This is a genomic window from Mesorhizobium sp. M0587 (assembly GCF_040320945.1).
GTDB lineage: Bacteria > Pseudomonadota > Alphaproteobacteria > Rhizobiales > Rhizobiaceae > Mesorhizobium.
Window position 1 is genome coordinate 54,977 of sequence record NZ_JAMYQP010000015.1, and the last position, 23,185, is coordinate 78,161.

Sequence of the window (23,185 nt, forward strand, 5' to 3'; positions counted from 1 at the left end):
CCGCCGCCCATCGTGCCATCGTCGTCAACTTGCAGCGGCCTGCGGAGACGGTTTCGTCTAGCTTCCGGCGACCCACTCCGCTTCGATCAGGGGAATCTGCGGTGCGGCATCGCGCGGCAAGGTTCCCTTGATCCGGGGATCGTCGGCAATTTCGAACCCGGTCGCAACGGGAACAAACCCGCAGGCCTTGTAAAAACCGATGACGCTGTGGTGGTCGAAGCTGCTGGTGTGCAGCCAGATGCGGCTTGGACCGAGGCGCCATGCCTGATCGAGCGCTCCGGCCATCAGCCGCTTGCCAAGGCCTTGGCCGGTCAATGAAGGGAACAGCCCGAAATAGGTGATCTCGATCTCGTCGCCGTCGGCCACGGAGAACTCGACCATGCCGACATGATCGCCTTTTTCGTCGTAGCCGTAGTAGAGATGCTGGCGGGTGTCGGCGAAATGCGTGGTGATCTCGGCATCCGACATTTCGGCAGCGCGATCCCAGAGCCAGGGCGCGCCGATCTCGAGAAAAATGGCGCGGTAGGAGGCGCAGTCGGGCTTTGTGATCCGGGTCATCGTCAGCGGCTGCCCGAGACCCAGCACCGGCCTGCGCGCTTCCATCCACGTCACCGCGTTGACGATCTTGCCAGCCGGCAGACGCCGGTAGCCGACCGCCAGATCGGTGATTTCATCCGGCAACGTACCTTCGGTGATCAACATCTATCCTCGGTCTTCCGCACGTCGCTTTACCGGCCCAGGACGTGATGCCAACTATGCGGCCATCTGCCAAGAGGCTTCGGAGGCTGGTCGTCATTTTGGCCGGCCGGCCTTTCCTCAAATGGCATATGAGATATGACACACCATCCAAGTGAGAGCGAAACATGATGCCTGAGCGAATTGCGGACGAGGCCATTCTCAGCGCGGTCGACGACGGCTTCGTGCGACAGGTCGCGTTCCTGGCCGACCTCGTGCGCTTTCCTTCCCAACGCGGCGAAGAACACGCCGCTCAGTCGTTCATGGCCGCCGCTTACGAGGCCGACGGCTATGCGGTCGACATGTGGCGCGTCGATGTCGACGCTATTCGCGACCTGCCGGGTTTTTCGCCCGTGGCGGTTTCCTATGACGATGCCTTCAATGTCGTCGCCACCCACACGCCGCGAAACGCGACCGGCCGCTCGTTGATCCTCAACGGCCATATCGACGTCGTGCCGACCGGGCCGCTCGATCGCTGGGTGCGCGACCCCTATGACCCGGCGATCGAGGACGGCTGGATGCACGGCCGCGGCGCCGGCGACATGAAGGCCGGCCTGTCGGCCTGTCTCCATGCGCTGACGGCATTGCGCAGCCTCGGCTATCAGCCGGCGGCGAAGGTGTTTTTGCAGTCGGTCGTGGAGGAAGAGTGCACCGGCAATGGCGCGCTCGCTTGCCTGCAGCGCGGCTACCGCGCCGATGCCGCTTTCATCCCCGAGCCGCTGGAACCGCGGCTGATGCGGGCGCAGGTCGGGCCGATCTGGTTCAGGGTCGAGGTCGATGGCGATCCGCAGCACGCGTCGGGCGCCTTCTCGGCCGGCGCCAACGCCATCGAAAAGGCCTTCGTCGTCATCCAGGCGCTGAAGCAGCTCGAAATCGTCTGGAACGCGCGCAAGGTCGACGACAAGCATTTCTGCGATCACCCGCACCCGATCCGCTTCAATCTCGGCAAGATCGAGGGCGGCGAGTGGACATCGAGCGTTCCGGCGCGCTGCGTCTTCGAAATGCGCGTCGCGACCTATCCCGGCCAGAAGCTCCAGGATGCCAGGACCGAACTCGAGGCCTGCATCGCCGATGCGGCCCGCGCCGATCCGTTCTTGGCCAATCGCCCGCCCAGGATTGGCTATAACGGCTTCATGGCCGAGGGCTACGTGCTGGAAGGCGCCGACGAGATGGAAGCGGTGCTGCGCCGCAGCCACACCGCCGTCTGGGGCGAGCCGCTGACGGAACACGTCACCTCGGCGACCACCGATGCTCGCTTCTTCGGCCTCTATGCCGGCACGCCGGCGATCGTCTACGGGCCGATCTGCCGCATGCCGCACGGCTATGACGAGGCCGTCGATCTGGACTCGGTGCGCAAGGTCACCCAGACCATCGCCCTGTTCATCGCCGACTGGTGCGGGCTCGAGCCCGTCGATCCCGAGGCCAAACCATGAATACCGAAGTGCCAGATACTTTCGGCGAAACGCTCGCCGAGGACGCGCCGGATGTTTCGGTCGCCGACGCTCTTGCCATCCTGCGCCGGCACTACGGGCTCGCCGGCACCGCCCGTCCGCTGCCGGGCGAGCGTGACCATAACTTTCACATCCAGACTGAAGGCAAAGGCGAGTTCGTCCTGAAGATCTCCCATCCGGCGGAAGAGGCCGGCTTCACCGATTTCCAGAACAAGGCGCTCGACCATATCCTTGCGGTCGATCCCACCTTGCCCGTGCCCTCGGTGCGCCAAAGCCTTGACGGCGAAGCGCAGTTCGCGGTCGGCGTCGGCGAATCGGCGCCACGCATCGTCAGGCTGGTCACCTATCTGCCCGGCCAACTGCTTTCCCACTCGCCGACATCGGCGGCGCAGGATCGCAATCTCGGCATTTTCCTCGCCCGCCTTGGCCGGGCGCTGCGCGGCTTCTTCCATCCGGCGGCCGGCAGCGACCTGCTTTGGGATATCCGCAAGGTCGCCAAGACGCGGCCGATGCTGGCGCATATCACCGATCCCGGTCGGCGCGCGATGGTCGAACGCGTCATCGACGCCTTCGAGGAACATGCGGCGCCCATCATCCCGGCATTGCGCGCCCAGATCGTCCACAACGACATGAATTCCTACAATGTGGTGATGGACGCATCGCGGCCGGAAATGGTCAGCGGCATCCTCGATTTCGGCGACATGATCCACTCGCCGCTGATCTGCGACCTTGCTATCGGCGCCGTCTATCGCTGGCCAGCGGCAGGCCATCCACTGGTGTCGGCCGCACGCTTCGTCGCCGGCTACCAGTCGGTGCAGCCACTGGAGGACGAAGAGATCGGCATCCTCTTCGATCTGATCCGTGCCCGCCTTGCGCTCATCGCCAACATCGCCAGCTGGCAGGCGGAGCGCTTCCCGGCCAAGCGCGACTATGTGCTGCGCCTCATCACCGAGGTCTGGGCATCGCTCGAACGGCTGGACGGACTGTCGTCCGCCGATGCCCGCCGCTATTTCCTCGACCATTCCAAGCCGGAGTAGATGCTCGTGTCCCAGCCCTCGTCACGTCCTGCGAATACCGACACCACGGTATCGGACCGCGCCCTGCTCGAACGCCGCGCCAGGCTGCTCGGGCCCACCTACCGCGCCTTCTACCGCAACCCGGTCCATCTGGTGCGCGGCAGCGGCGTCTGGCTCTACGATGCGCAGGGCCGCAAATTCCTCGACGCCTACAACAATGTCGCCTCGGTCGGGCACTGCCACCCGCGCGTCGTCGAGGCCCTGTCGGGGCAGGCGGCTACGCTCAACACCCACACACGTTATCTCAGCGAGATCGTCCTCGACTACGCGGAAAAGCTGCTCGGCACCTGCCCGCCTCATCTTGGCCACGCCATGTTCACCTGCACCGGCAGCGAGGCCAACGACCTCGCCATCCGCATCGCCCAGCATTCCAGCGGCGGCACCGGCGTGATCATCACCGACTTCGCCTACCACGGCGCCACCATCGCCACCGCGCAGCTGTCGCCGGCGGCGGTTGGCGCCAAGGGCGTACCCGCGCAGCATCGGACCGTGGCAGCGCCGGATACATTTCGCGACCATGGCCGCGCCGCGCATGCTTTCGCCAGCAATGTCGCCGCGACCATCGAGGATATGCGCGCGCAAAATATCCGCCCGGCCGCGCTGCTTCTCGACTCGGCCTTTTCCAGCGACGGTATCTTCTTTCCCGAGGCGGCGGTGATGCGCGAGGCCGCGGATCATGTCAGGAAGGCCGGCGGCATCGTCATCGCCGACGAGGTCCAGTCCGGCTTTGGCCGGCTCGGCCAAGGCATGTGGGGTTTCGCCAATTACGGCATCGAGCCCGATATCGTCACGCTGGGCAAGCCGATCGGCGACGGGCATCCGATGGCAGCCGTGCTCGTGCGGCCTCAGCTCGTTGCCTCCTTCGGCTCGAACACCGGCTACTTCAACACCTTCGGCGGCAACCCGGTCGCGGCCGCCGTCGGCATCGCCGTGCTCGAGGTGATCGACGGCGAAGGCCTGATCGAGAATGCCCGCAACGTCGGCGCCTATACGGGCGATCTGCTGCGCGCTTTGCAGGGCCGGCACGGCATGGTCGCCGATGTCAGGCACAACGGCCTCTATTTCGGCGTCGAGCTGACGGCGGATGGCGACGACGCGTTGGCCGCCGGCAAGACCTCGGCTGTCGTCGAAGCCATGCGCGAGGACGGCGTGCTGATCTCGTCCTGCGGTCCGCGTGGCAATGTGCTGAAGATCAGGCCGCCTCTGCCGTTTGCCCGCGACAACGCCGAGCAACTGGCCGAGACGCTCGATCGCGCATTGTCGCAGTGGTGATCGGGTCTCCGCATGCTGATGATCGTCCGGCCTAGCCGTCCAGCCGGTCGCGCAGCATGCTCCAGCCGAGCAGCACATTGGGCGCGTGCCGCAGCACAGCGTGAAACGGGATCGGTGCCGGCGGCGCGAAGGGCAGCGGAAGGTCACGCGCATCGGTTCCCGCGGCCCAGTCGGCCAGCACCTTCCCCATCGCCGTCGTCATGGCGATGCCGCGCCCATTGCAGGCACGGCCGGCGATCAGCCCTGGCCCGAGGTCGATGAGGTGCGGCAGGAAATCCGGTTCGACCGCCGCCATCCCCGACCAGCTATAGGCCAGCGGCGGCAGGTCGGACAGATCGAGATGCCGGCCAAGCCGTCGCCAGATCGCCTGCGGCACGCGCGTATCGGCGCTGGCGCCGAGGATGTGCATGCCGCCGCTGATCAGCCGATTCTCGGCGTCGAAGCGGAAGGTGAAGAGATTGCGCCTGGTATCCCCGACACCTTGACCGCCGGGCAAGAGGCGGGTGCGAGTTTCGCGCGGCAGAGGCGCGGTCGCGATCTGGAAAACCTTCAGCGGAAAATAGGTCCGCTGCAATGACGGATTGAGTGGCCCGCCATAGGCGTTGGTCGCGATCAGCACTTTGGCGGCGTGCACCGAACCCGATGGCGTTTTCAGCGTCCAGCCTTCGGCCGTGCGATCGATCGACGCGACCGGGCTATGCTCGAAAATCTGCGCGCCGGCCCTCTCCGCCGCATCGGCCAGCCCGCGCGCGTATTCCACCGGATTGAGCACGCCACCCGAACGGTCCATCCAGCCGCCGGCGTAGCCGCGCGCGCCCGTCAGCGCTTCGACCTCTTGCCGATTCAGCGTGACGGTCGTCCTGCCGCGCAGTGCCCATTGCCCGGCGCGTGATTTGACCTTCTCGAACGCGGCGAGCGAATGCGCCGGCTGGATCCACCCGTTCTGCAAGGCGTCGCAGTTTATGCCGTGCCGCCGGATCAGATCGAAGACGAGGTCGGCGCTGCCGGCAGCGAAATCGATCAGCCTTTCGCCGCGTTCGGATCCGAGGTGGGCAAGAATGTCGTCCGGATCCATCTTGGCGAAGTTCGGCACGACGAAACCGGCATTCCTGCCGGTCGCGCCCCAAGCGATGAATTCGGCTTCGAGAACGGCGACGGAAAGCCCTTTCCCGGCCGCGTGCAGCGCGGTCGATAGACCGGAAAAGCCGCCACCGACAATGGCGAGATCGACGTCGATCTCACCTTGCAGCGCCGGCCGCTCGCGCCGGTTCCGGCTGACGGCATGCCAGAGCGAAGTGCCATGTGCCTCCTGCCGGACCAAGGCATTCATGACCCAGAACTGCTCTTGGCCGCAGCCACCTTCGCCCGTTTGCCGAAGCGCGGCCGCCGCGGCCTGTCGCCGAACAGCCCGTTCGGCCGGATCAGCAGGATGACGCAGAGCATGACGCCGATGGCGACGATCTGCAGCGAGGCGGCGCGCGCTTGCTGTTCCGGCGGGAACAGCAAGCTGGTCAGGGTGCCCGATCCTGCCCAGATCGCCCACACCAGGACGCTGCCGATGACGGCGCCGAGATTGCTGCCCGAGCCGCCGACGATCAGCATCACCCAGACCTGGAAGGTGAGGATCGGCAGGTAGTTGTCCGGTGCGATGAAGCCGGTGAAGTGCGCCTGCAGCGCGCCGGCCAGCGCCATGATGGCGCCGCCGACGGCAAAGGCCTGGACGCGGTAGAAACGCGCGCTCTTGCCCAGCGAGATTGCCGCTCGCTCGTCCTCGCGCAACGCTTTCAAGACGCGCCCCCATGGGCTGCGCGACAGGTGCTCCAAAGCGAGATAGGCGATCAGCGTGACCGCTGAGACGACGGCGAGGTTGGCCAGGTTGAACAACAGCGGCGTCTCGGCAAGGCCGCCGAAGGGGCGCGGAATGAAGCCGATGCCGAACGGTCCGCCGGTCAATTTCTGTGCGTTGAGCGCGACCAGCTGCACGACGACGGCGACGCCGAAGGTGGTGATCGCCAGATAGTCGGACCTGAGCCGCAGCGTCGCCATGCCGGTCAGCGCGGCGGCGATGCCGCCGACGACCATGGCACCAAGCCAGCCGGCAAGGATCGGCAGGCCGAAACCGCCCAGCCGCGCGGCATCATCCGGCGTGGTCAGCAGCGCCGAGGTGTAGGCGCCGATGGCGACGAAGCCAGCGAGGCCGACATTGAAAAGCCCGGTCAGTCCCCATTGCAGGTTGAGCCCCAGCGTGACCAGCGAAAAGATCAGCGCGGTGGTCAGGAAGAACGCGCCGTAGCCGAGCAGGTCCATCAGCGTTCCCTTACACCAAACAGGCCGATCGGCCGCACGAACAGCACCGCCATCAGGATAACGAAGGAGACGGCGGCGCGCCATTCGGCGCCGATCATTTGCACGGCGCCGGCTTCGGCGAGCCCGATGATCAGGCCGCCGAGCACAGCACCTGGAATGCTGCCGATGCCCCCGAGGATGGCGGCGGCGAACATCGGCAGCAGCATGTCGAAGCCCATGAACGGACGGATCTGCACCAGGATGCCGATCATCACGCCGGCCACGCAAGCGAGCGCCCCGCCGATGATCCAGGTGACGCGGACCACGCTGGCGACGTCGATGCCGACGATGCGGGCGAGTGCCGGGTTCTGGCTCAAGGCCTGCATCGAGCGGCCGGTCTGCGTGCGCGTCATCAACAGATGCACGCCAAGCACGAGCGCGGCTGTCAGCAGCAAAAGCGCGATCTGGTCGGGCGTGATGCGAATGCCGAAGCCGACCGGCATGGCGATCTGGATCGCCCGGCTGAAATAGGTCGGCCGCGAGGTGAAGGTGAACTCGAGCAGGCTCCGGAGCGCCATCGAGGCGCCGAAGCTCGCCATCACCACGATGATCGCCTGGCCCTGTGAGCGCAGCCGCGCGAACAGCACCTTGTCGAGCAGGAGTGCCAGGAGGGCGGTGAATGCCATGCCGACGAGCAGCGCGACAAGAAGCGGCCAGCCGAACGACAGCGGTCCGATCGGCGCCACCTTGCCGAAGGCCGCACCGATGGCGCCGACGACGGCCAGCGTTGCATAAGTCCCCCAGGCCATGAAATCGCCATGGGCGAAGTTGGAAAAGCGCAGGATCGAGTAGGTAAGCGTCACGCCGATCGCGCCGAGGCCGATCATCGAGCCGGTCAAGAGGCCGTCGACGACGAATTGCAAGCTCATGCCGCGCCTCCCTTGCCGGCGTGCCCCACCTTCTCTGCACCAAGCGGCCGCTGGCCAAGATAGAGTTCGGCGACGACGGGGTCGTTCCACAGTTCGGAGGCGACGCCTTCGTGCCGGTCCTTGCCCTCGACCAGCACATAGGCGCGGTCGCCAATGGCAAGTGCAGCCTTGGCGTTCTGCTCGACCAACAGGATGGTGACGCCGGACTTGCGGATGCCGGCCAGCATCTCGAACACCATCGAGACGAATTTCGGCGACAGGCCGGCCGACGGCTCGTCCAGCACAAGCACCTTGGGATGGACGATCAGCGCCCGCGCGACGGCCAGCATCTGCCGCTGCCCGCCCGACAGGTTGCCGGCGGCGGTCCGCCGCTGGCGGACGAGGTCGGGGAAGGCCGCATACATTTCGTCCATGCGGGCAGGGATTTCGCGCCGCTCGAGAATGCCGCAGGCAACTTTGAGATTGTCCTCCACCGACATTAGCGGGAAAATGTTCTCGGTCTGCGGCACGAAGGCGAGGCCGAGCCGCACCATGGTGTGGGCGGGAGCGGCGGTGATGTCCTTGCCGTCCAGAAATACCGTGCCGCCGGTGATCGGGACCAGGCCGGCGATCGCCTTGATGAAGCTCGACTTGCCGGCGCCGTTCGGACCGAGGACGACGACGATCTCGCCCTTGCCGACGGTGATCGAGGCACCACGCACGATCGGCACGCCGGGTTCGTAGCCGGCTTCGAGATCGCGGACATCGAGGACAATCTCGCTCATGCCGCGCCTCCGAGATAGGCCTCGATGACACGCGGGTCGCGGGCGACCTCTTCCGCCGTGCCTTCGCTCAGCAACTGGCCGCTCGCCATGACCAGGACGCGATGGCAGAGCCGCGTCACCATGTCGATATTGTGCTCGATCAACAGGAAGGTGATGCCGCGCGCGTTGATGTCGCGGATGCGGTCGATGATGACTTCGAGCAGCGTCGCGTTGACGCCCGCCGCCGGCTCATCGAGCAGGATGATGGCCGGGTCGGCCATCATCACGCGGGCGAGTTCGAGCAGCTTGCGCTGGCCGCCGGAAAGCACGCGCGCCGGCTCGTGCGCCAGGTGGGTGAGGGTGACGAGGTCCAGCAGTTCGAGGGCCTTTGTCCTGGCCGCTCTTTCCTGCGCCGCCACCCGCCACGGAGTGACGAAATTGGCGAGCAATCTTTCGCCGGCCTGTATGATCTCGCCGCTGCTTGGCGGGATGCTGCCGGCCAGCAGGTCGAACATCGTCGTCTTGCCGGCGCCGTTCGGGCCGATAAGGCCGAGGATTTCTCCCGCCTCGACGTCAAACGATACGTCGTTGACGGCGACGAGGCCGCCGAACCGCCTGACGACGTTTCTTGCGCTTAGAACCGGCGCTTGGGTCTCCCGCCCGTGCCGTTCGGTTGCCTCGCTCATCAAACCCTCTGGCCGAAGACGATCGGTGCCGCCTCCTGATTTTGATTTGTGATCACACTTGCGTTGATCACGCTATTCGGCTTTAATTTCATCCGCAAGCCGAAAACGGGCCGAGATGGATTTCCATGCAAAAGGCTGCCATCGAAAAGAACAATGAAGCGATCGCTGCCCAGCTTGCGCCGGTCGGCCGCGAGACCGTGCAGGATCGCGTCTACTCCGAGTTGCGCCGTGCCTTGATCGGCGGCCTGTTCGAGCCAAGCCAGGTGCTGACCATCCGGGGCCTTGCCGATGCGCTGGTCACCTCGACCATGCCGGTGCGCGAGGCGCTCGGCCGGCTGATCACGGAAAAGGCGCTGGAGGCTCTGCCCAACCGCTCGGTGCGGGTGCCACCGATCACGCTGGAACGGTTGGATGATCTCCTGCGTGCCCGCATCCTGATCGAGGGCGAGGCGATCGCGCTGGCCGCCGCGCGCATGGGCCCGCGCCAGATCGCCACCATCGAGACCATCCTGGGCGAATGGGACGAGATGCGGGCGCTGAAACACAAGAAGGATGTCGATCGCGAAGTCACGCTCAACCAGAGCTTTCATTTCGAGATCTATCGCTCCTGCGGCTCGGCCGTGCTGATCCCGATGATCGAGAGCCTATGGCTGCAATCCGGACCCTGCATTCGCGTCGCCATCTACGCCTTCTCGGAAGCCGGCGAGGTCGACACCGCCCAGTATCACCGCCGCATCGTTACCGCGCTGGCCACTCAGGACGCGCAGGCGGCGCGCGAGTCGCTGGCCGCCGACATCAGCCGGCCCTTCACCTTCCTGCGCAGCAAGCTGCAATCCGCCGCCGCGAAAGACCGGACATGACCGCCATCAGCATCACCGAGCCGCGCTCGAAGCTCTCCGTCACGGCCCAGCTGCTGCCCGGCAAGGCGCCGGAGAATGCAGCCTTTCTCAGGGCTTATCTGGGCACTCCGCGCGTCGTCCCCGGCATCCATGCGATGTGGACCGGGCCGGAAATCTCCTGCCCGGTGCCCGCCGCCGATCTCAAGGGACAGGCCTATGCAAAAGCCCTGCCGGCGGAGAACGCGACTTTGACGCCGCAGCCGGGAGACATCGTGCTGTCCTACGTGCCGCCGCGCATGTGGGGCGGCAACCCCAGTGCGATCTTCGATATCGGCCTGTTCTACGGGCAAGGCGCGCGTCTCTTGTTCCCGATCGGCTGGCTCGCCGGCAGCGTGGTGGCGCAGGTGCCGCCTGAGGAGCGCGAACAGTTCGCCGCCGCATGTGGGGTGATCCGGCGCAACGGTGCCTGCGACGTGACCTTCAGCCTGGTGGAGGCCTCAAATGGCTGACGACAGTTTCGAGCTCTTCGACCTTCGCGTCGAGGCCGTCATCCCGCAGGGCAAGCCGATCTATTGCGGCGCCAAGCAAGGCGACTATTTCGAGCTCAAGGGCGAGATGCTGTCGATGCCGGCGGGGCAAGGCTTCTCGATCTATTCGCTTGCCGCCGTGCTGCCGCTGCTGGCGGCAAAGCAGCGACCGACCCACGCCAACGACTGGATGACATCGGATGCCGAGGTTGCTTGTCCCGATCCCAATTGCGCCAGCCGGCTGCGGATCGTCAGGACAGGTAAAAGGCGGTTCAGCCATGCCGAGACGACGGCGGTGCCGCTGCCGGAGGAGGGTAACCGCGGATGACAGCCAAGACCTTCGAACTCAGCCCCGGCTACACCATCTCGCGTGTCATTCGCGGCGGTTGGCAACTGGCCGGCGGGCATGGCGCCATCGACCGCCAGCAGGCGGTCGCCGACCTGATCGCCACCTTCGACGCCGGCATCTGGACCTATGATTGCGCCGACATCTACACCGGCGTCGAGGAGTTGATCGGCGCCGCGCGTCTGCGGCTGGCTAGCGAGCGCGGCCTCGACGTCGCGGCCAGGATGAAGGTGCATACCAAACTGGTGCCCGACCTCGAACGGCTCGCCAACATCAGCCGCGACTATATCAGGGGCATCATCGACCAGTCGTTGCGGCGGCTGAAGACCGAAGGGCTCGATCTCGTGCAGTTCCACTGGTGGGACTATGCGATAGCCGGCTATGTCGAGACGATGGGATGGCTCGACGAGCTTCGGTTGGAAGGCAAGGTGCGTAATCTCGGCACCACCAATTTCGACACGCCGCGGCTGGCCGAAATCCTCGCCGCCGGCATCCCGCTGGTCAGCCAGCAACTGCAATATTCGGTGCTCGACCAGCGGCCGGGCAACAGCCTCGCCGCGCTCGCCGCGAAAAACGGTGTCAGCTTCCTCTGCTACGGTTCCGTGGCCGGCGGTTTTCTCAGCGACAGATGGCTGGGCGCGGCCGAGCCCGCCACGCCGCTCGAGAACCGGTCGCTGGTCAAATACAAGCTGATCATAGACGATTTTGGCGGCTGGGATCTGTTCCAGCAGCTGCTTCAGGCGTTGAAGTCCGTTGGCGATCGCCATGGCGTCGACATCGCGACAGTGGCGAGCGCCTGGGTGCTCGCACAGCCGCAAGTGGCTGCCGTCATCGTCGGCGCCCGCAACCAGGCGCATGCGCTGGCGAATGCGAAAATCATGGACATCGCGCTTGATGCCCAGGATCGCGCGAAAATCGCGTCGGTGATCGCGCAAAGCCAAGGCCTCGAGGGCGACGTCTACACGCTGGAGCGCGACCGCCACGGCCGTCACGGATCGATCATGCACTACAATCTGAACGCGGGTCGGACATGAGCGCCATCAACGACACGCTGTTTTCGAGGGCCAGCGCCGAGGTGATCGACCTGCATCGCTTCTTCGTCGGCTGGTTCGTTGCCGCGCGCGCAGACGAGGTCGATTTCAGCCGCTTCGAACGCGCCATGGGCGAAGGCTTCGCCATGGTCGCGCCGGACGGCCAGGTTCTCGATCGGGCGGCGGTCGTCGATCATGTCCGCTCGAGCCGCGCCACTTGCGACGACGGCTTTGCCATCGCGATAGAGGGCATCCGGACCGGCTGGCAGAGTGCCGATACCATCGTCGTCTTCTACGTCGAGGCGCAACTGCGCGCGGGCAGGCACAGCCGCCGCCAGTCGAGCGCCGTCTTCACCATCAGTTCATCGGCGCCCAACGGCGTCGAATGGCGACATCTGCATGAAACCTGGCTGCAGATGCCGGAAGGCTGAACAGGCTCCAGAGATCAGAACAACGAAAGGGGAACAACAATGACAAAAACGATACTCCAACTCACCACCGCGCTCGCTCTCGTGACGATCGCCGGTGCGGCACAGGCCGCCGATTGCAAGATCACCGTCGGCCTGGTCATGGAACTGACCGGGCCGGCCGGCGAATATGGCCAGGCCGGCGCCAAGTCGGTCGAGATGGCCTTCCGTGACATCAACGCAGCCGGCGGCGTGCGCGGCTGCGATCTGGCGGCGGACACGCGCGACAGCCAGAGCCAGGGCAACATCGCGGTCGACGCCGCCACCCAGTTGGTCCAGGTCAAGAAAGTGCCGGTCATCATCGGCGGCATCATCTCGTCGGTGTCGATCCCGATCCTGACCTCGGTCACGGCGCCCGCCAAGATCGTCCAGGTCTCGCCTGCCTCGTCTTCGCCGACGCTGACGGCGCTCGGCCGCGACGGCAAGACCAACGGCATCTTCTTCCGCACCATCACCTCGGATGCTCTGCAAGGCGTCGCCGCCGCCAAATACGCCATCGACAAGGGCTTCAAGAAACTGTCGATCATCCATGTCAACAACGACTTCGGCGTCAACATGGTGGCTGAATTCTCGCGCGCCTATAAAGCGCTCGGCGGCACCATCGTGTCCGATACGCCATACAACGAGAAGCAGTCGAGCTATGCCTCCGAAGTCACCGCGGCTATGGGTGGCGAACCGGATGGGCTCTATCTCGTCAGCACGCCGGTCGACGGTGCAACGGTCGCCCGCACCTGGATTTCGCAAGGCGGCGTGCAGAAATTCCTGCTCAATGACGGCATGAACAGCCCCGACTTCATCGAATCCGTCGGCGCCGACTACCTGAAGGAGGCCTATGGCACGTCGTCGGGCACCAGCCCAACCGCATCGACCGACTACTTCATGAAAAACTACAAGGAATTCTCCGGCATCGAGCCGTCCAATCCGGCCGCCGACCGCTCCTACGATGCCGGCGCCATCGTCGGCCTCGCCATCGCTATTGCCGGCTCCGAGGATCCGGCCAAGATCAAGGACGCGATGTACAAGGCGGTCGACCCGGCCGGCACGCCGATCTTCGCCGGCAAGGACGAGTTCGCCAAGGCGCTCGGCTTGATCAAGGACGGCAAGCCGATCCGCTACGAAGGCGTCATCGGTCCGGTCGCCTTCGACAAATATGGCGACATCACCGGCCCGTTCCGGCTGTGGAAGATCGTCGACGGCAAGGTGACGACAGACGGCGAAATGACGACCGACGACGTCAACGCTTTGCAAGCCAAGCTTCAGTAAGGCATCTTATTTGTCCCGCCCGGTATCGGCCCCGCAAGGTCGATGCCGGGCATCGTTTTGCCGGCATTGCCCCGCATCGTTCTTACGTCCGTTCCGTCGCGACTTGCCTGGGGATCAGGAAACGGGCGGCGAGTATGCAAAGCAGCACCGTGAACATCAGGATCAGCGCCACCAGCGCATTGATATCGGGTGAGAAGCCGAGCCGCATCATTGCCCATAGCCTGACCGGCAGCGTGCTCTGCGTGCCGGTGACCAGGATGGTGATCATCGTTTCGTCGAACGACAGCGCGAAGGCCAGGATGCCGCCGCCGACCATGGCGCTCGACAGATTGGGCAGGATGATGCGCCAGAAGGTCTGCCAGCCCGTGGCGCCGAGATCGTAGGACGCCTCGACCAGCGTGCGGCTCATCGACTGCAACCGCATCAGCACGGTGCGATAGACGATCGCCAGCACAAAGACGGTGTGTCCGATCACGACCGTCAGCAACGAACGTTCAAGGCCGATCTCGCGGAAGAAGATCAGCAGGGCCAGGCCGCTGATGATGGGTGGCATCAGGAACGGCAGGAAGATGATGAACTGCAGCACCGAACGCCCGGAACGGCGGCCGTGATAGTAGAGCGCCAGCAGCGTTCCGCTGACCACGGACAGGATCACGGTGCAGAGACCGACGATCAGCGTGGTGCGCAGGGCGGCCAGGATGTCATGGTTTTCGGCCAGCGCCACATAGGTCGAGACGGTCGGTGACGACCAGTCGACACTGCCATGCAACACCGCGAAGAACGACGACACGATCGGCACGAACAGCGGCTGTAGAGCAGCACGGCAACCAGTGTCGTGATCGCGGCCAGGAAGATGGTGGACGGGCGGGGCAGGGCGGTCATATCGGCGTTCCCCGGCTGCGCCCGAAGCGTTCGCCGACAAGGATTGCGACGATGACCACGACCGCCAATGCCACAGACAGCGCCGCGCCGAACGGCCAGTTATAGGCCGTGCCGAACTGGCTGTAGAGGATGCGGCCGAAGGTAAAGCCGCTGATCCCGCCGACCATTTGCGGTGTCAGGAAATCGCCGATTGCCAGCACGAAGACGAAGCTCGCCGCCGAGGCGACGCCGGGCAGGCTGAGCGGCAAGGTTATGCGCAGGAACGTCTGCCAGCCGCTGGCGCCAAGATCGTCGGAAGCACGCAGCAACGTCTGCGGGATCCGCTCCAGCGACAGGAAGATCGGCAGGATGGCGAACGGGATCAGCAGCAGGGTCAGCGTCAGCAGTATGGCGTTCATGTTGAACACGAAAAGCGTCGACGGTTCCCGCAGGATGCCGAGCGCCACCAGCGCCTTGTTGAGAAAGCCATTGAGGCCGAGAATGCTGCGGATCGCGTAGATCTTGATGACGTAGCTCATCAGCAACGGCACCAGCAGCAGCATCAGCAAGGCGTAGCGCCAGCGCCCTCTCAATGTCGTCAGGAAATAGGCGGCGGGATAGGCAAGCAGAATGCAGAGGACCGCCACCGAGACGCACAGCATGATGGTGTTCCAGAACACCGGGAGAAAGACTGGATCGGTAAGGAAGCGGATATAATTTCCTAGCGACAGCCCGTAGACGATCGTGCCCTGGTCGACGCTGAAGAAGCTGTAGCCGAGGAAGATCGCCAGCGGTACCAGGACAAAGACCACCGGCAGGGCGAAGGCCAGCACCGTCACCAGCAGAGACCATCGCCTCTCCGCGGGCGGTATCGAGCCGGTTTCGTTCATGCCAGCACCAGGTGGCCTTCATGCGGCGCAAAGGAGAGGGATACCGCCCCGCCGGATGTGAGTGCACTGCCGCCGATCCGGCTTGGGACCCGCAGCCGCAGGCGTTGCGCGGCGTTGTCGGCGCCGGCGGTAATGGTGGCGACGGTCGATGAGCCGGCAAAGGCCAGATCGGCGATCGTGCCGGAAAATCGGTTCTGGGTGTCGTCCGCGCCAGCGAGGTGCAAGGCCTCGGGACGGAATGCAGCGAAGGCGCTGGCGCCATCCGCCACGGCTTTCAGATGCGGCTGGCCGTCGATCGAGCAGACCAGCCGCCCGAGTGCCGTCTCGATCGATCGCAGGGCGCCCTGGACCATCCCGAGTTTTCCGGCCACCAGATTGTTCTCGCCGAAGAAACGCGCCACGAACTCACAGTTCGGCTTGTAGTAAAGCTCGTGCGGCGTGCCGAGCTGGCGGATGTGGCCGGCCTGCATGACGCAGATCCGGTCGGCCATGCCGATGGCCTCTTCCTGGTCGTGGGTGACGAACAGGAAAGTGGTCTTGATTTCGCGCTGTATGGATTTCAGGAATTCCTGCATCTGTCGGCGCAGCTCGAGGTCGAGCGCGGCAAGCGGCTCGTCGAGCAGGATCAGGCGCGGCTGGCAAATCAGCGCCCGGGCCAGTGCGACGCGCTGCCGCTGGCCGCCCGAGAGCTGGGCTGGGAACCGATCGGTGAAACGTTCGAGCTGGACCAGTTCCAGCGCTTCCGCGACACGGCGCTCGATCTCCTTGCGCTGGATATGGCGCACCGAAAGCCCATAGCCGACATTGCCGGAAACGGTCAGGTGCGGGAACAGCGCATAGTCCTGGAACACGGTGTTGAAAGGCCGCTGGTTGATCGGCATGCGGCTGATGTCCCGGCCGTCCAGGCGGATCTCGCCCGAGCTCAGCGGCTCCAGCCCGCCGATCAGCCGCAGGACCGTGGTCTTGCCGGAGCCGGACGGCCCGAGCACGGTCAGAAACTCGCCGTCCCGGATCGACAGGTCGATGTCGTGCAGCACGGGCACCGTGCCGTAGGATTTCGAGACGGACCGCAGCGTCAGTAGGTCGGCGTTCTGGTTCATAAGATACTCTCGCATACGCGTCGGCGGTCCGGAACGTCCGGACCGCCGGGTCCTTCGAAGTGGGGGTGCGGAAAGGTCAGGGCGTCGCCTTGACTTCGTTCCACATGTCCGAGCGCTTCAGCGGGTCCTCGACATTGTCGAGCCAGACAAGCTTGTCGTTGCCGCCGGCGCTGCTCGTCTCCGTCACCGTGTTGCCGAAGCCGGTGCGTTCTGAAAGCTCGCCGCTGACCTTCTTGGTCAGCATGAAGTCGATCCACTTCTCGGCCGCCGCATTGTCGCGGACGCCCTTGGAAACGACCCAGTTGTCGAGCCAGGCCAGCGCGCCCTCGCTCGGGTTGACGTAGGCGACATGGGCGCCGATCTTCTGCAACGCCTTGACCTGCTGCTGGCCGTAATTGGCCCAGATCAATGCCACATCGTTGTTCTGATAGATCTGCTGCGCCTCGTCGGCGGTGGTGTAGAAGCTCAGCACGTTGCGCTTGAGTTCGACCAGCTTGGCCTTGACCGCCGCCATCTGCTCTTCGTCGAGATTGAATGGATCCTTGTAGCCGAGCGTCAGCGCCGTGAACGAGAAATTGTGCTCGCCATTGTCGTAGGCCAGCACCTTGCCCTTGTAGGCCGGGTCCCACAGGACCGACATCGAGGTCGGCGCCGGCTTGACCTTGTCGGTGTCGTAGATGAGACCGATGGAATCGAAGCAGAACGGAATGCCGTAGACCTTGCCGTCCTTGGTGTCGCCGCTCACCTTTGTCAGGTCGCGGAAGCGCGGCAGCACTTCCTTCTGGTTGGCGAGCTTCGTCACGTCGATCGGCGATACCAGATCGGCCTTGATGTAACGCTGCAGCTGGGCGGTGTTGACGGCGAAGACATCGAAGTCCTGCCCTTCGCTGCCCTTGATCTTGGCCCAGATCTCGTCATCGCTGCCGATGAAGACGACATCGACGCCGATTCCGGTCGCCGCCGTGAAATCCTTGACCCAGTCCGGGTCGGCATAGCCGTCCCAGGCCAGCACCCGCAGGTTCGCGGCCAGCGCCGCCGATGTCATCAGGCCGATGCCGAGCCCGATCGTCGCCATTCTCAGAAACAGTTTCTTCAGTCCCATTTTTAATCTCCCATTGTCATTCTGTTGGACCGCTATTTCCGGACATGCGCCGTCACAGCCGGGTGACGGCGACCAGTCCCTCGTCCGGCACCGACACCATCCGGTTGCGCAGTGGCTTGCCGAATGTCTGTGCCTGGATTTCATACTCGTCGCCGGCAGCCGTCTTGACGCCGGAGGCGTAGCTCATCACCGCCGCACCGAAGAAATAGGCATGCAGGTCGCCCGCCCTGCGGTGCATCGGGTAGCGGAAATGGAAGTGTTCGAGATTGGCGATCGAATGCGACATGTGCGCTTCGCCCGACAGGAATTCCTGCTCCCAGATCACAGCGCCGTCGCGCAGGATGCGGGAACGGCCGCGCACTTCGTCGGGCAGGTCGCCGACAAGCACTTCCGGCCCGATCGAGCAGGAGCGCAGCTTGGAGTGCGCGAGATAGAGGTAGTTCTCGGCTTCCGTCACATGGTCCGAATATTCATTGCCGAGCGCATAGCCGATGCGGTAGGGGCGGCCGTCTGGCCCATTGAGATAGAGGCCGACGATCTCGGCCTCCTCGGCGCCGGCGCGCGCGAAGGCAGGCATCGGCAGTGGCGCACCGGGCGGCACGACGCAGGTGCCGACGCCCTTGAAGAACCATTCGGGCTGGATCCCGATCTGCCCGGCAGCGGGCTTGCCGCCCTCCAGGCCCATGCGGAAGATCTTCAGCGAATCCGATTCCTCGGCATCTTCGCCATGGGTCAGCACATGCATCTTGTCGCGCGCGGCGGCACTTCCGGTGTGGGTCAGGCCGGTGCCGGTGACCAGGAAGCGCGCCGGCTCGGGATGGTCGACCGGCGCCAGCACGCGGCCGTCGCGCAACAGCTCGTCATAGTCGATCGCAGCGGCGCCCGCCCGCTTCCCGGCCAGCGCGGCGATTGATGCGCCCTCGGCAATTGCCGCTTCGGCCAGTTCCAGTACGCTGCCGGTCTTTTCGAGCGGGTGCAGGTGATCGCCGTCGTCGGAGACACGGCCGACCCTTCTGCTGCCATCGGGCATTCTGTATTGAACAAGACGCATGAAACCACCTTCTTCCAAGACTGAACCGGTCACACCCAGCCGGCATCGACGATGAACTGCTGGCTCGTGCACATGCGGCTGTCGTCGGCGGCGAGGAACAGCGCCATGCGCGCGATGTCGGAAGGCCGCAGCCGGTCGGGAAGGCACTGCCTCTCCTCGATCTGGCGTTCGCCGGCCGGGTTCAGCCACAGGCGCATCTGGCGCTCGGTCATCACCCAGCCCGGCACCATGCAGTTGACGCGGATGCGCTCGGGGCCGAGTTCGCGGGCAAGTGCCCGCGTCATGCCGTAGACCGCCGCCTTGGCCGTCACATAGGCGGGGCAATCGGCATCGCCGACCATCCAGGTGATGGAGCCGAAATTGATGATCGAGCCGCCGCCCAGCGCGCTCATCTGCGGGCGCACCGCTTGCGCTGCAAAGAACTGATGGCGCAAATTGACCGCCATGCGGTCGTCCCAATATGCCACCGTCACGTCCGTGGTCTGGTGGCGGTCGTCGTTGCCGGCATTGTTGCACAGCACCTGGATCGGGCCGTTGTGCCGCATTGCTTGCGCGGTGGCTGCCTGCAGCTCTTCCACGTTGCGCAGGTCGCAGGGAATGAACAGCGGCGCGGGCTGCCCCTCGGCCGCGATCGCATCGACCAGGCGCCGTGAAAGCTCCTCGGCCAGATCGACGAACGCGACGCGGCTGCCTTGGGCACAGAAATGGCGCACCAGACTTTCGCCGATGCCGCTGCCGCCACCGGTTATGAAGACGCTGCGACCCGTGAGGCTGGGGTAGGTCGCGTAGCCGATTTCATCCGTCATCGCGCGCCTCTCTAGTGGGAATGCCGAGGAATGCCGGCATCGCGGCGGCCGACCAGAAAGTCGAAATCGCAGCCCTTGTCGGCCTGCAGCACGCGCTCGACATAAAGGCTCTGGTAGCCGCCCTCGGGCGGCGCCGGCGGCTTCCAGTCACGCCGGCGGATCGCCAGCTCCTCATCCGAAACCAAGAGTTCCAGCCGGCGGCCGGCAACATCGAGTTCGATGAAATCGCCGTCGCGCACCAGGGCCAGCGCGCCGCCCGCGGCGGCCTCAGGCGCCACGTGCAGCACCACCGTGCCGTACGCGGTGCCGCTCATGCGCGCGTCGGAGATCCGCACCATGTCGGAGACACCCTGCTTGAGCAGCTTGGCGGGCAGCGGCATGTTGCCAACCTCGGCCATTCCGGGATAGCCGCGCGGCCCGCAGTTCTTCAGCACCATCACCGACGAGGAGTCGATATCCAGCTCCGGATCGTCGATGCGCGCGTAATAATGCTCGATGTTCTCGAACACGACGGCCTTGCCGCGATGCTGCATAAGCTCCGGCGTTGCCGCCGACGGCTTGATGACGGCGCCGTTGGGCGCCAGATTGCCACGCAGGATCGAGATGCCGCCTTGCTTGGTCAAGGGCTCGCTCAGCGGCCGGATGACCTCGCTGTTATAGTTGGCCGCGCCGTCGATCAACTCTCCGATCGTCCTGTCGCTGACGGTCATGGCGTCGCGATGAAGAAGCCCCACTTCATCAAGCGACGCCATGACCGCAGCCAGCCCCCCGGCATAGTAGAAATCTTCCATCAGGAACCGGCCCGACGGCATCAGGTCGACAATGGTCGGGACATCGCGGCCAAGGCGGTCCCAGTCATCGAGGCCGAGATCGACGCCGATCCGGTTGGCTATGGCGATCAGATGCAGCACAGCATTGGTCGAGCCGCCGATCGCGCCATTGACGCGGATGGCATTCTCGAACGCCTGCCTGGTGAGGATCTGCGAAATCGTCACGTCCCTGCGGACCAGTTCGACGATCTGGCGCCCGGCCATCTGGGCAAGCACGCCACGGCGCGAATCCACGGCCGGGATCGCCGCATTATCCGGCATGCCGATGCCGAGCGCCTCCACCATGCTGGCCATGGTCGAGGCCGTGCCCATGGTCATGCAACTGCCCGCCGACCGGCTCTGGCCCTGTTCGGCGGCGAGGAAGTCGGCGACCGGCATGCGACCGGCCTTCACCTCCTCGGCGAATTTCCAGACATGGGTGCCCGAGCCGATATCCTGGCCTCGGAACTTGCCGTTCAGCATCGGCCCGCCCGAAACGGCGATGGTCGGCAGGTTGCACGACGCAGCCCCCATCAGCAGCGCCGGCGTGGTCTTGTCGCAGCCGACAAGCAGGATCACGCCATCGATCGGATTAGCGCGGATGGATTCCTCGACATCCATGCTGACCAAGTTGCGAAACAGCATGGCTGTCGGGCGCATGTTGCTTTCGCCCAGCGACATCACCGGAAACTCCAGCGGCAGCCCGCCGGCCTCATAGACGCCGCGCTTGACGTGATCGGCCAGCGCGCGCAAATGCGCATTGCAGGGCGTCAATTCCGACCAGGTGTTGCAGATGCCGATGACCGGGCGACCGTCGAAAGCGTCGGCGGGAATGCCCTGGTTCTTCATCCAGCTGCGATGCATGAAGGCGTTCTTGCCTTCGCCACCGAACCAGGCCTCGGACCGCAGCTTGCGTTTGGTGTCGGTCACGATACCTGACCCCGATCGTTGCGGCGTTTGTTGCGGTTTTCGACACTGCGGCGCACGTCTTCCTCGGCATTGTCGATGAGGACCAGCAGTGCCTTTTGCGCACCCAATGCGTCGCCAGCCGCGATCTTCTCGGCCACTTCCCTGTGCAGCGGCAAGGAGTGACGCTGCCCTTCCGGATTGTCGTTGGAGAGGCGAAAACTCATTACCAGGGCGGTTTCGACCAGCGCCGCCAGCGAGCCGATCAGTTCGTTGCCGGTCATGCGCAGGATGGTCTGGTGGAACAGCAGGTCAGGCTTGGCGAAGCGGTCGCCATCGTCGACAACCGCTTCCATCTCGGCCAGAGCGGCGTTGATCTCGGCAACCTGCGCCGGTGTGGCACGCTGCGCGGCGAGTGCCGCCGACATCGGCTCAATGGCCCGGCGCAGTTCGAACAACGCCCGGACGTCGTCGGCGCTGACGCCGCTGGCGTAGCGCCATGACAGGACGTCCGGGTCGAGGAAATTCCAGTCGGAGCGGGGACGCACCCGCGTGCCGGTCTTCGGCCGCGACTCCACCAGCCCTTTGCCGGCCAGCACCTTGATCGCTTCGCGCAGCACCGTGCGGCTGACCCCCAGCATCTCGCTGGAATCGTCGGCATTGGGCAGCGCCTCGCCTGGCAGGAAATCGCCCTGCACGATCCGCAATCCAATCTGCTCGACGACCGTCGCGTGCAGCGCCGTCGAGCCGCTGAATACCGCGACCGCGACACGCGAAGTGCGCGCAGCGCTGAATGATTTCTTATTCTTCATACTATTCATATGATATGTCTTATAGGCACGGTGATTGGAGTCAAGGGAGGGGAGCGCGCCGATCGCAAAGAATTCCGCTGCCGGGCAGCACCAGATGAGTTCGCCTCGAGCGGCGACGGAATTGCGATGTTGAGATGCTCCGGCTGCCGGCGGCGCGATGACTTCAGGCCAGGAAGACCACCGGCTCGAACGTTCCGAAGCCTCAGCTGCCTTGCCTAGCCGCTTCGCGGATGGTCTTCAGCAGGATCGAGAAAGCCGGCGAGGGCGCCGCGTCGGTGCGCATCGTCAGGCCGACCGGTCCCTTGGTTTCCTCGGTGTTGACCGGCAGGGCGACGAAGGCGCCGCTGCCGAGCTCATTGGCGACGACACCGGCCGAGATGATCCAGACGGCATTGCTTTGCCGCAGGAAGGCGCGGCCGAAGGAGTCCGAGACGGTTTCGATTTCGGTGGCCGGCGCGGTCATGCCGTTGGTGATGAACAGCCGGTCGACGAAGGGGCGGATGACCGATTCCCGTGTCGGCATCAGCATCGGGAATTCATCGAGGCGCGTGAACACGTCCTGCCCGGGATCGAGCAGCGGATGTCCGGCGCGCACCACGAACAGCACCTGTTCGGAATAGAGGTGCTCGAAGAAGAAGCCGGTCATGTTTTCCGGCGCCGCCAGCCGGCCGACGACGAGATCGAGCGCGCCGATGCGCAATTGTTCGAGCAGTACCGCGTTCTCGCCGGTGACGATCTTGATCGCGGCCTTGGTTCCTTCCTTGAGAAACAGGCTCATGGCGAGCGGCATCACGCGCACTGACACTGTCGGCAACGCCCCGATGCGGATCGGGTGGCGATTGACCGACCCGTCCTGCCTGACGGAATCGACCCCTTGCTTCAGCGCCATGACCGCCGTGCCGGCATGGCGAAGGAAGATCTCGCCGATGCGCGTCAGACGGATGCCGCGGCCATCGCGTTCGACCACGGCGATGCCCAGCGCCTCTTCCAGTTCGCGCAAGGTCTTGGTCACCGCCGGCGGGCTGACGTGCAGGAAATCGGCCGCCCTCACCACGCTTCCTTGCCGCGCAACCTCGAGAAATGCTTGCAGGTGACGGAAGCGGATGCGGCCTTCGGACATGAGTTCGATAACCTGTAAGTTAATGAAACGGCACAAAATATCATTTTACCGAACCAAATGCCTCGTGCAATCTGGAG

The 23,185-nt window shown here is 64.8% G+C and carries 24 protein-coding genes; 9 read left to right on the forward strand and 15 right to left on the reverse strand.

Going from position 1 to position 23,185, the window contains the following annotated elements; all coding sequences use genetic code 11:
• Positions 1 to 57: 57 nt before the first annotated feature.
• Positions 58 to 702: a GNAT family N-acetyltransferase gene (locus NKI49_RS15930; RefSeq protein ID WP_352603946.1), complete on the reverse strand. Its 645-nt coding sequence runs from the start codon at positions 700 to 702 to the stop codon at positions 58 to 60.
• 164 nt (positions 703 to 866) lie between these two features.
• Between NKI49_RS15930 and NKI49_RS15935 the strand changes: the two genes are divergently transcribed.
• Genes NKI49_RS15935 through NKI49_RS15945 form a run of 3 tightly spaced genes read left to right on the forward strand, consistent with a single transcriptional unit; the run spans position 867 to position 4,534 of the window.
• Positions 867 to 2,168: an ArgE/DapE family deacylase gene (locus NKI49_RS15935; RefSeq protein ID WP_352603944.1), complete on the forward strand. Its 1,302-nt coding sequence runs from the start codon at positions 867 to 869 to the stop codon at positions 2,166 to 2,168.
• A complete protein-coding gene (locus NKI49_RS15940) occupies positions 2,165 to 3,223 on the forward strand; it encodes a phosphotransferase (RefSeq protein WP_352603942.1) in 1,059 nt (352 codons plus the stop codon). Before NKI49_RS15935 ends, NKI49_RS15940 begins: the two co-directional genes overlap by 4 nt.
• Positions 3,224 to 4,534, forward strand: coding sequence for an aspartate aminotransferase family protein (locus tag NKI49_RS15945; protein WP_352603940.1), 1,311 nt, complete (start codon positions 3,224 to 3,226; stop codon positions 4,532 to 4,534).
• Between the two features lie 31 nt (positions 4,535 to 4,565).
• Here NKI49_RS15945 and NKI49_RS15950 read toward each other — a convergent pair whose 3' ends face one another.
• The 5 genes from NKI49_RS15950 to NKI49_RS15970 are packed head-to-tail and all read right to left on the reverse strand — an operon-like array spanning position 4,566 to position 9,178.
• Positions 4,566 to 5,864, reverse strand: a complete 1,299-nt coding sequence (locus NKI49_RS15950) for an NAD(P)/FAD-dependent oxidoreductase (protein ID WP_352603938.1) — start codon at positions 5,862 to 5,864, stop codon at positions 4,566 to 4,568.
• Complete coding sequence (locus tag NKI49_RS15955) at positions 5,861 to 6,844, reverse strand: branched-chain amino acid ABC transporter permease (RefSeq protein ID WP_352604034.1); 984 nt, start codon at positions 6,842 to 6,844, stop codon at positions 5,861 to 5,863. The genes NKI49_RS15950 and NKI49_RS15955 overlap by 4 nt, the downstream gene beginning before the upstream one ends.
• A complete protein-coding gene (locus NKI49_RS15960) occupies positions 6,841 to 7,749 on the reverse strand; it encodes a branched-chain amino acid ABC transporter permease (protein ID WP_352603936.1) in 909 nt (302 codons plus the stop codon). The genes NKI49_RS15955 and NKI49_RS15960 overlap by 4 nt, the downstream gene beginning before the upstream one ends.
• Complete coding sequence (locus tag NKI49_RS15965; protein ID WP_352603934.1) at positions 7,746 to 8,513, reverse strand: branched-chain amino acid ABC transporter ATP-binding protein; 768 nt, start codon at positions 8,511 to 8,513, stop codon at positions 7,746 to 7,748. The genes NKI49_RS15960 and NKI49_RS15965 overlap by 4 nt, the downstream gene beginning before the upstream one ends.
• Positions 8,510 to 9,178 carry an ABC transporter ATP-binding protein gene (locus NKI49_RS15970; protein ID WP_352603932.1) on the reverse strand — a complete coding sequence of 223 codons (669 nt, stop codon included), beginning with the start codon at positions 9,176 to 9,178 and terminating at the stop codon, positions 8,510 to 8,512. Before NKI49_RS15970 ends, NKI49_RS15965 begins: the two co-directional genes overlap by 4 nt.
• A gap of 125 nt (positions 9,179 to 9,303) precedes the next feature.
• Between NKI49_RS15970 and NKI49_RS15975 the strand changes: the two genes are divergently transcribed.
• From NKI49_RS15975 to NKI49_RS16000, 6 genes are read left to right on the forward strand one after another with little or no spacing between them, the layout of a single operon-like run.
• Positions 9,304 to 10,038, forward strand: a complete 735-nt coding sequence (locus NKI49_RS15975) for a GntR family transcriptional regulator (protein WP_352603930.1) — start codon at positions 9,304 to 9,306, stop codon at positions 10,036 to 10,038.
• Positions 10,035 to 10,526, forward strand: coding sequence for a DUF3830 family protein (locus NKI49_RS15980; RefSeq protein ID WP_352603928.1), 492 nt, complete (start codon positions 10,035 to 10,037; stop codon positions 10,524 to 10,526). Before NKI49_RS15975 ends, NKI49_RS15980 begins: the two co-directional genes overlap by 4 nt.
• Positions 10,519 to 10,872: a TIGR04076 family protein gene (locus NKI49_RS15985; RefSeq protein WP_352603926.1), complete on the forward strand. Its 354-nt coding sequence runs from the start codon at positions 10,519 to 10,521 to the stop codon at positions 10,870 to 10,872. The genes NKI49_RS15980 and NKI49_RS15985 overlap by 8 nt, the downstream gene beginning before the upstream one ends.
• Entirely contained in the window at positions 10,869 to 11,924 is a 1,056-nt protein-coding gene (locus NKI49_RS15990) for an aldo/keto reductase (protein WP_352603924.1), read from the forward strand. Before NKI49_RS15985 ends, NKI49_RS15990 begins: the two co-directional genes overlap by 4 nt.
• Positions 11,921 to 12,352 carry a hypothetical protein gene (locus NKI49_RS15995; protein WP_352603922.1) on the forward strand — a complete coding sequence of 144 codons (432 nt, stop codon included), beginning with the start codon at positions 11,921 to 11,923 and terminating at the stop codon, positions 12,350 to 12,352. The genes NKI49_RS15990 and NKI49_RS15995 overlap by 4 nt, the downstream gene beginning before the upstream one ends.
• 39 nt (positions 12,353 to 12,391) lie before the next feature.
• Positions 12,392 to 13,651: an ABC transporter substrate-binding protein gene (locus NKI49_RS16000; RefSeq protein WP_352603921.1), complete on the forward strand. Its 1,260-nt coding sequence runs from the start codon at positions 12,392 to 12,394 to the stop codon at positions 13,649 to 13,651.
• An 82-nt stretch (positions 13,652 to 13,733) separates the two neighbouring features.
• Here the strand turns inward: NKI49_RS16000 and NKI49_RS16005 are convergent, their stop codons facing one another.
• From NKI49_RS16005 to pcaQ, 9 genes are all read right to left on the reverse strand, one after another.
• Positions 13,734 to 14,450, reverse strand: a complete 717-nt coding sequence (locus NKI49_RS16005) for an ABC transporter permease (protein ID WP_352603919.1) — start codon at positions 14,448 to 14,450, stop codon at positions 13,734 to 13,736.
• 79 nt (positions 14,451 to 14,529) lie between these two features.
• Positions 14,530 to 15,402, reverse strand: a complete 873-nt coding sequence (locus NKI49_RS16010; protein WP_352603917.1) for an ABC transporter permease — start codon at positions 15,400 to 15,402, stop codon at positions 14,530 to 14,532.
• On the reverse strand, positions 15,399 to 16,502 hold the full coding sequence (locus tag NKI49_RS16015) for an ABC transporter ATP-binding protein (protein ID WP_352603916.1): 1,104 nt from the start codon (positions 16,500 to 16,502) through the stop codon (positions 15,399 to 15,401). Before NKI49_RS16015 ends, NKI49_RS16010 begins: the two co-directional genes overlap by 4 nt.
• Before the next feature lie 76 nt (positions 16,503 to 16,578).
• Positions 16,579 to 17,604 (reverse strand): ABC transporter substrate-binding protein, encoded by a 1,026-nt coding sequence (locus tag NKI49_RS16020; RefSeq protein WP_352603914.1) that lies wholly within the window; start codon positions 17,602 to 17,604, stop codon positions 16,579 to 16,581.
• A 52-nt stretch (positions 17,605 to 17,656) separates the two neighbouring features.
• Positions 17,657 to 18,655, reverse strand: a complete 999-nt coding sequence (gene araD1 / locus NKI49_RS16025) for an AraD1 family protein (RefSeq protein ID WP_352603912.1) — start codon at positions 18,653 to 18,655, stop codon at positions 17,657 to 17,659.
• A 29-nt stretch (positions 18,656 to 18,684) separates the two neighbouring features.
• Complete coding sequence (locus NKI49_RS16030; protein WP_352603910.1) at positions 18,685 to 19,461, reverse strand: SDR family NAD(P)-dependent oxidoreductase; 777 nt, start codon at positions 19,459 to 19,461, stop codon at positions 18,685 to 18,687.
• Positions 19,462 to 19,472: 11 nt separating this feature from the next.
• Positions 19,473 to 21,200 (reverse strand): IlvD/Edd family dehydratase, encoded by a 1,728-nt coding sequence (locus tag NKI49_RS16035; RefSeq protein WP_352603908.1) that lies wholly within the window; start codon positions 21,198 to 21,200, stop codon positions 19,473 to 19,475.
• Positions 21,197 to 21,997 (reverse strand): FadR/GntR family transcriptional regulator, encoded by an 801-nt coding sequence (locus tag NKI49_RS16040; protein ID WP_352603906.1) that lies wholly within the window; start codon positions 21,995 to 21,997, stop codon positions 21,197 to 21,199. Before NKI49_RS16040 ends, NKI49_RS16035 begins: the two co-directional genes overlap by 4 nt.
• A gap of 193 nt (positions 21,998 to 22,190) precedes the next feature.
• Entirely contained in the window at positions 22,191 to 23,108 is a 918-nt protein-coding gene (gene pcaQ / locus NKI49_RS16045) for a pca operon transcription factor PcaQ (RefSeq protein WP_352603904.1), read from the reverse strand.
• Positions 23,109 to 23,185: the final 77 nt, after the last annotated feature.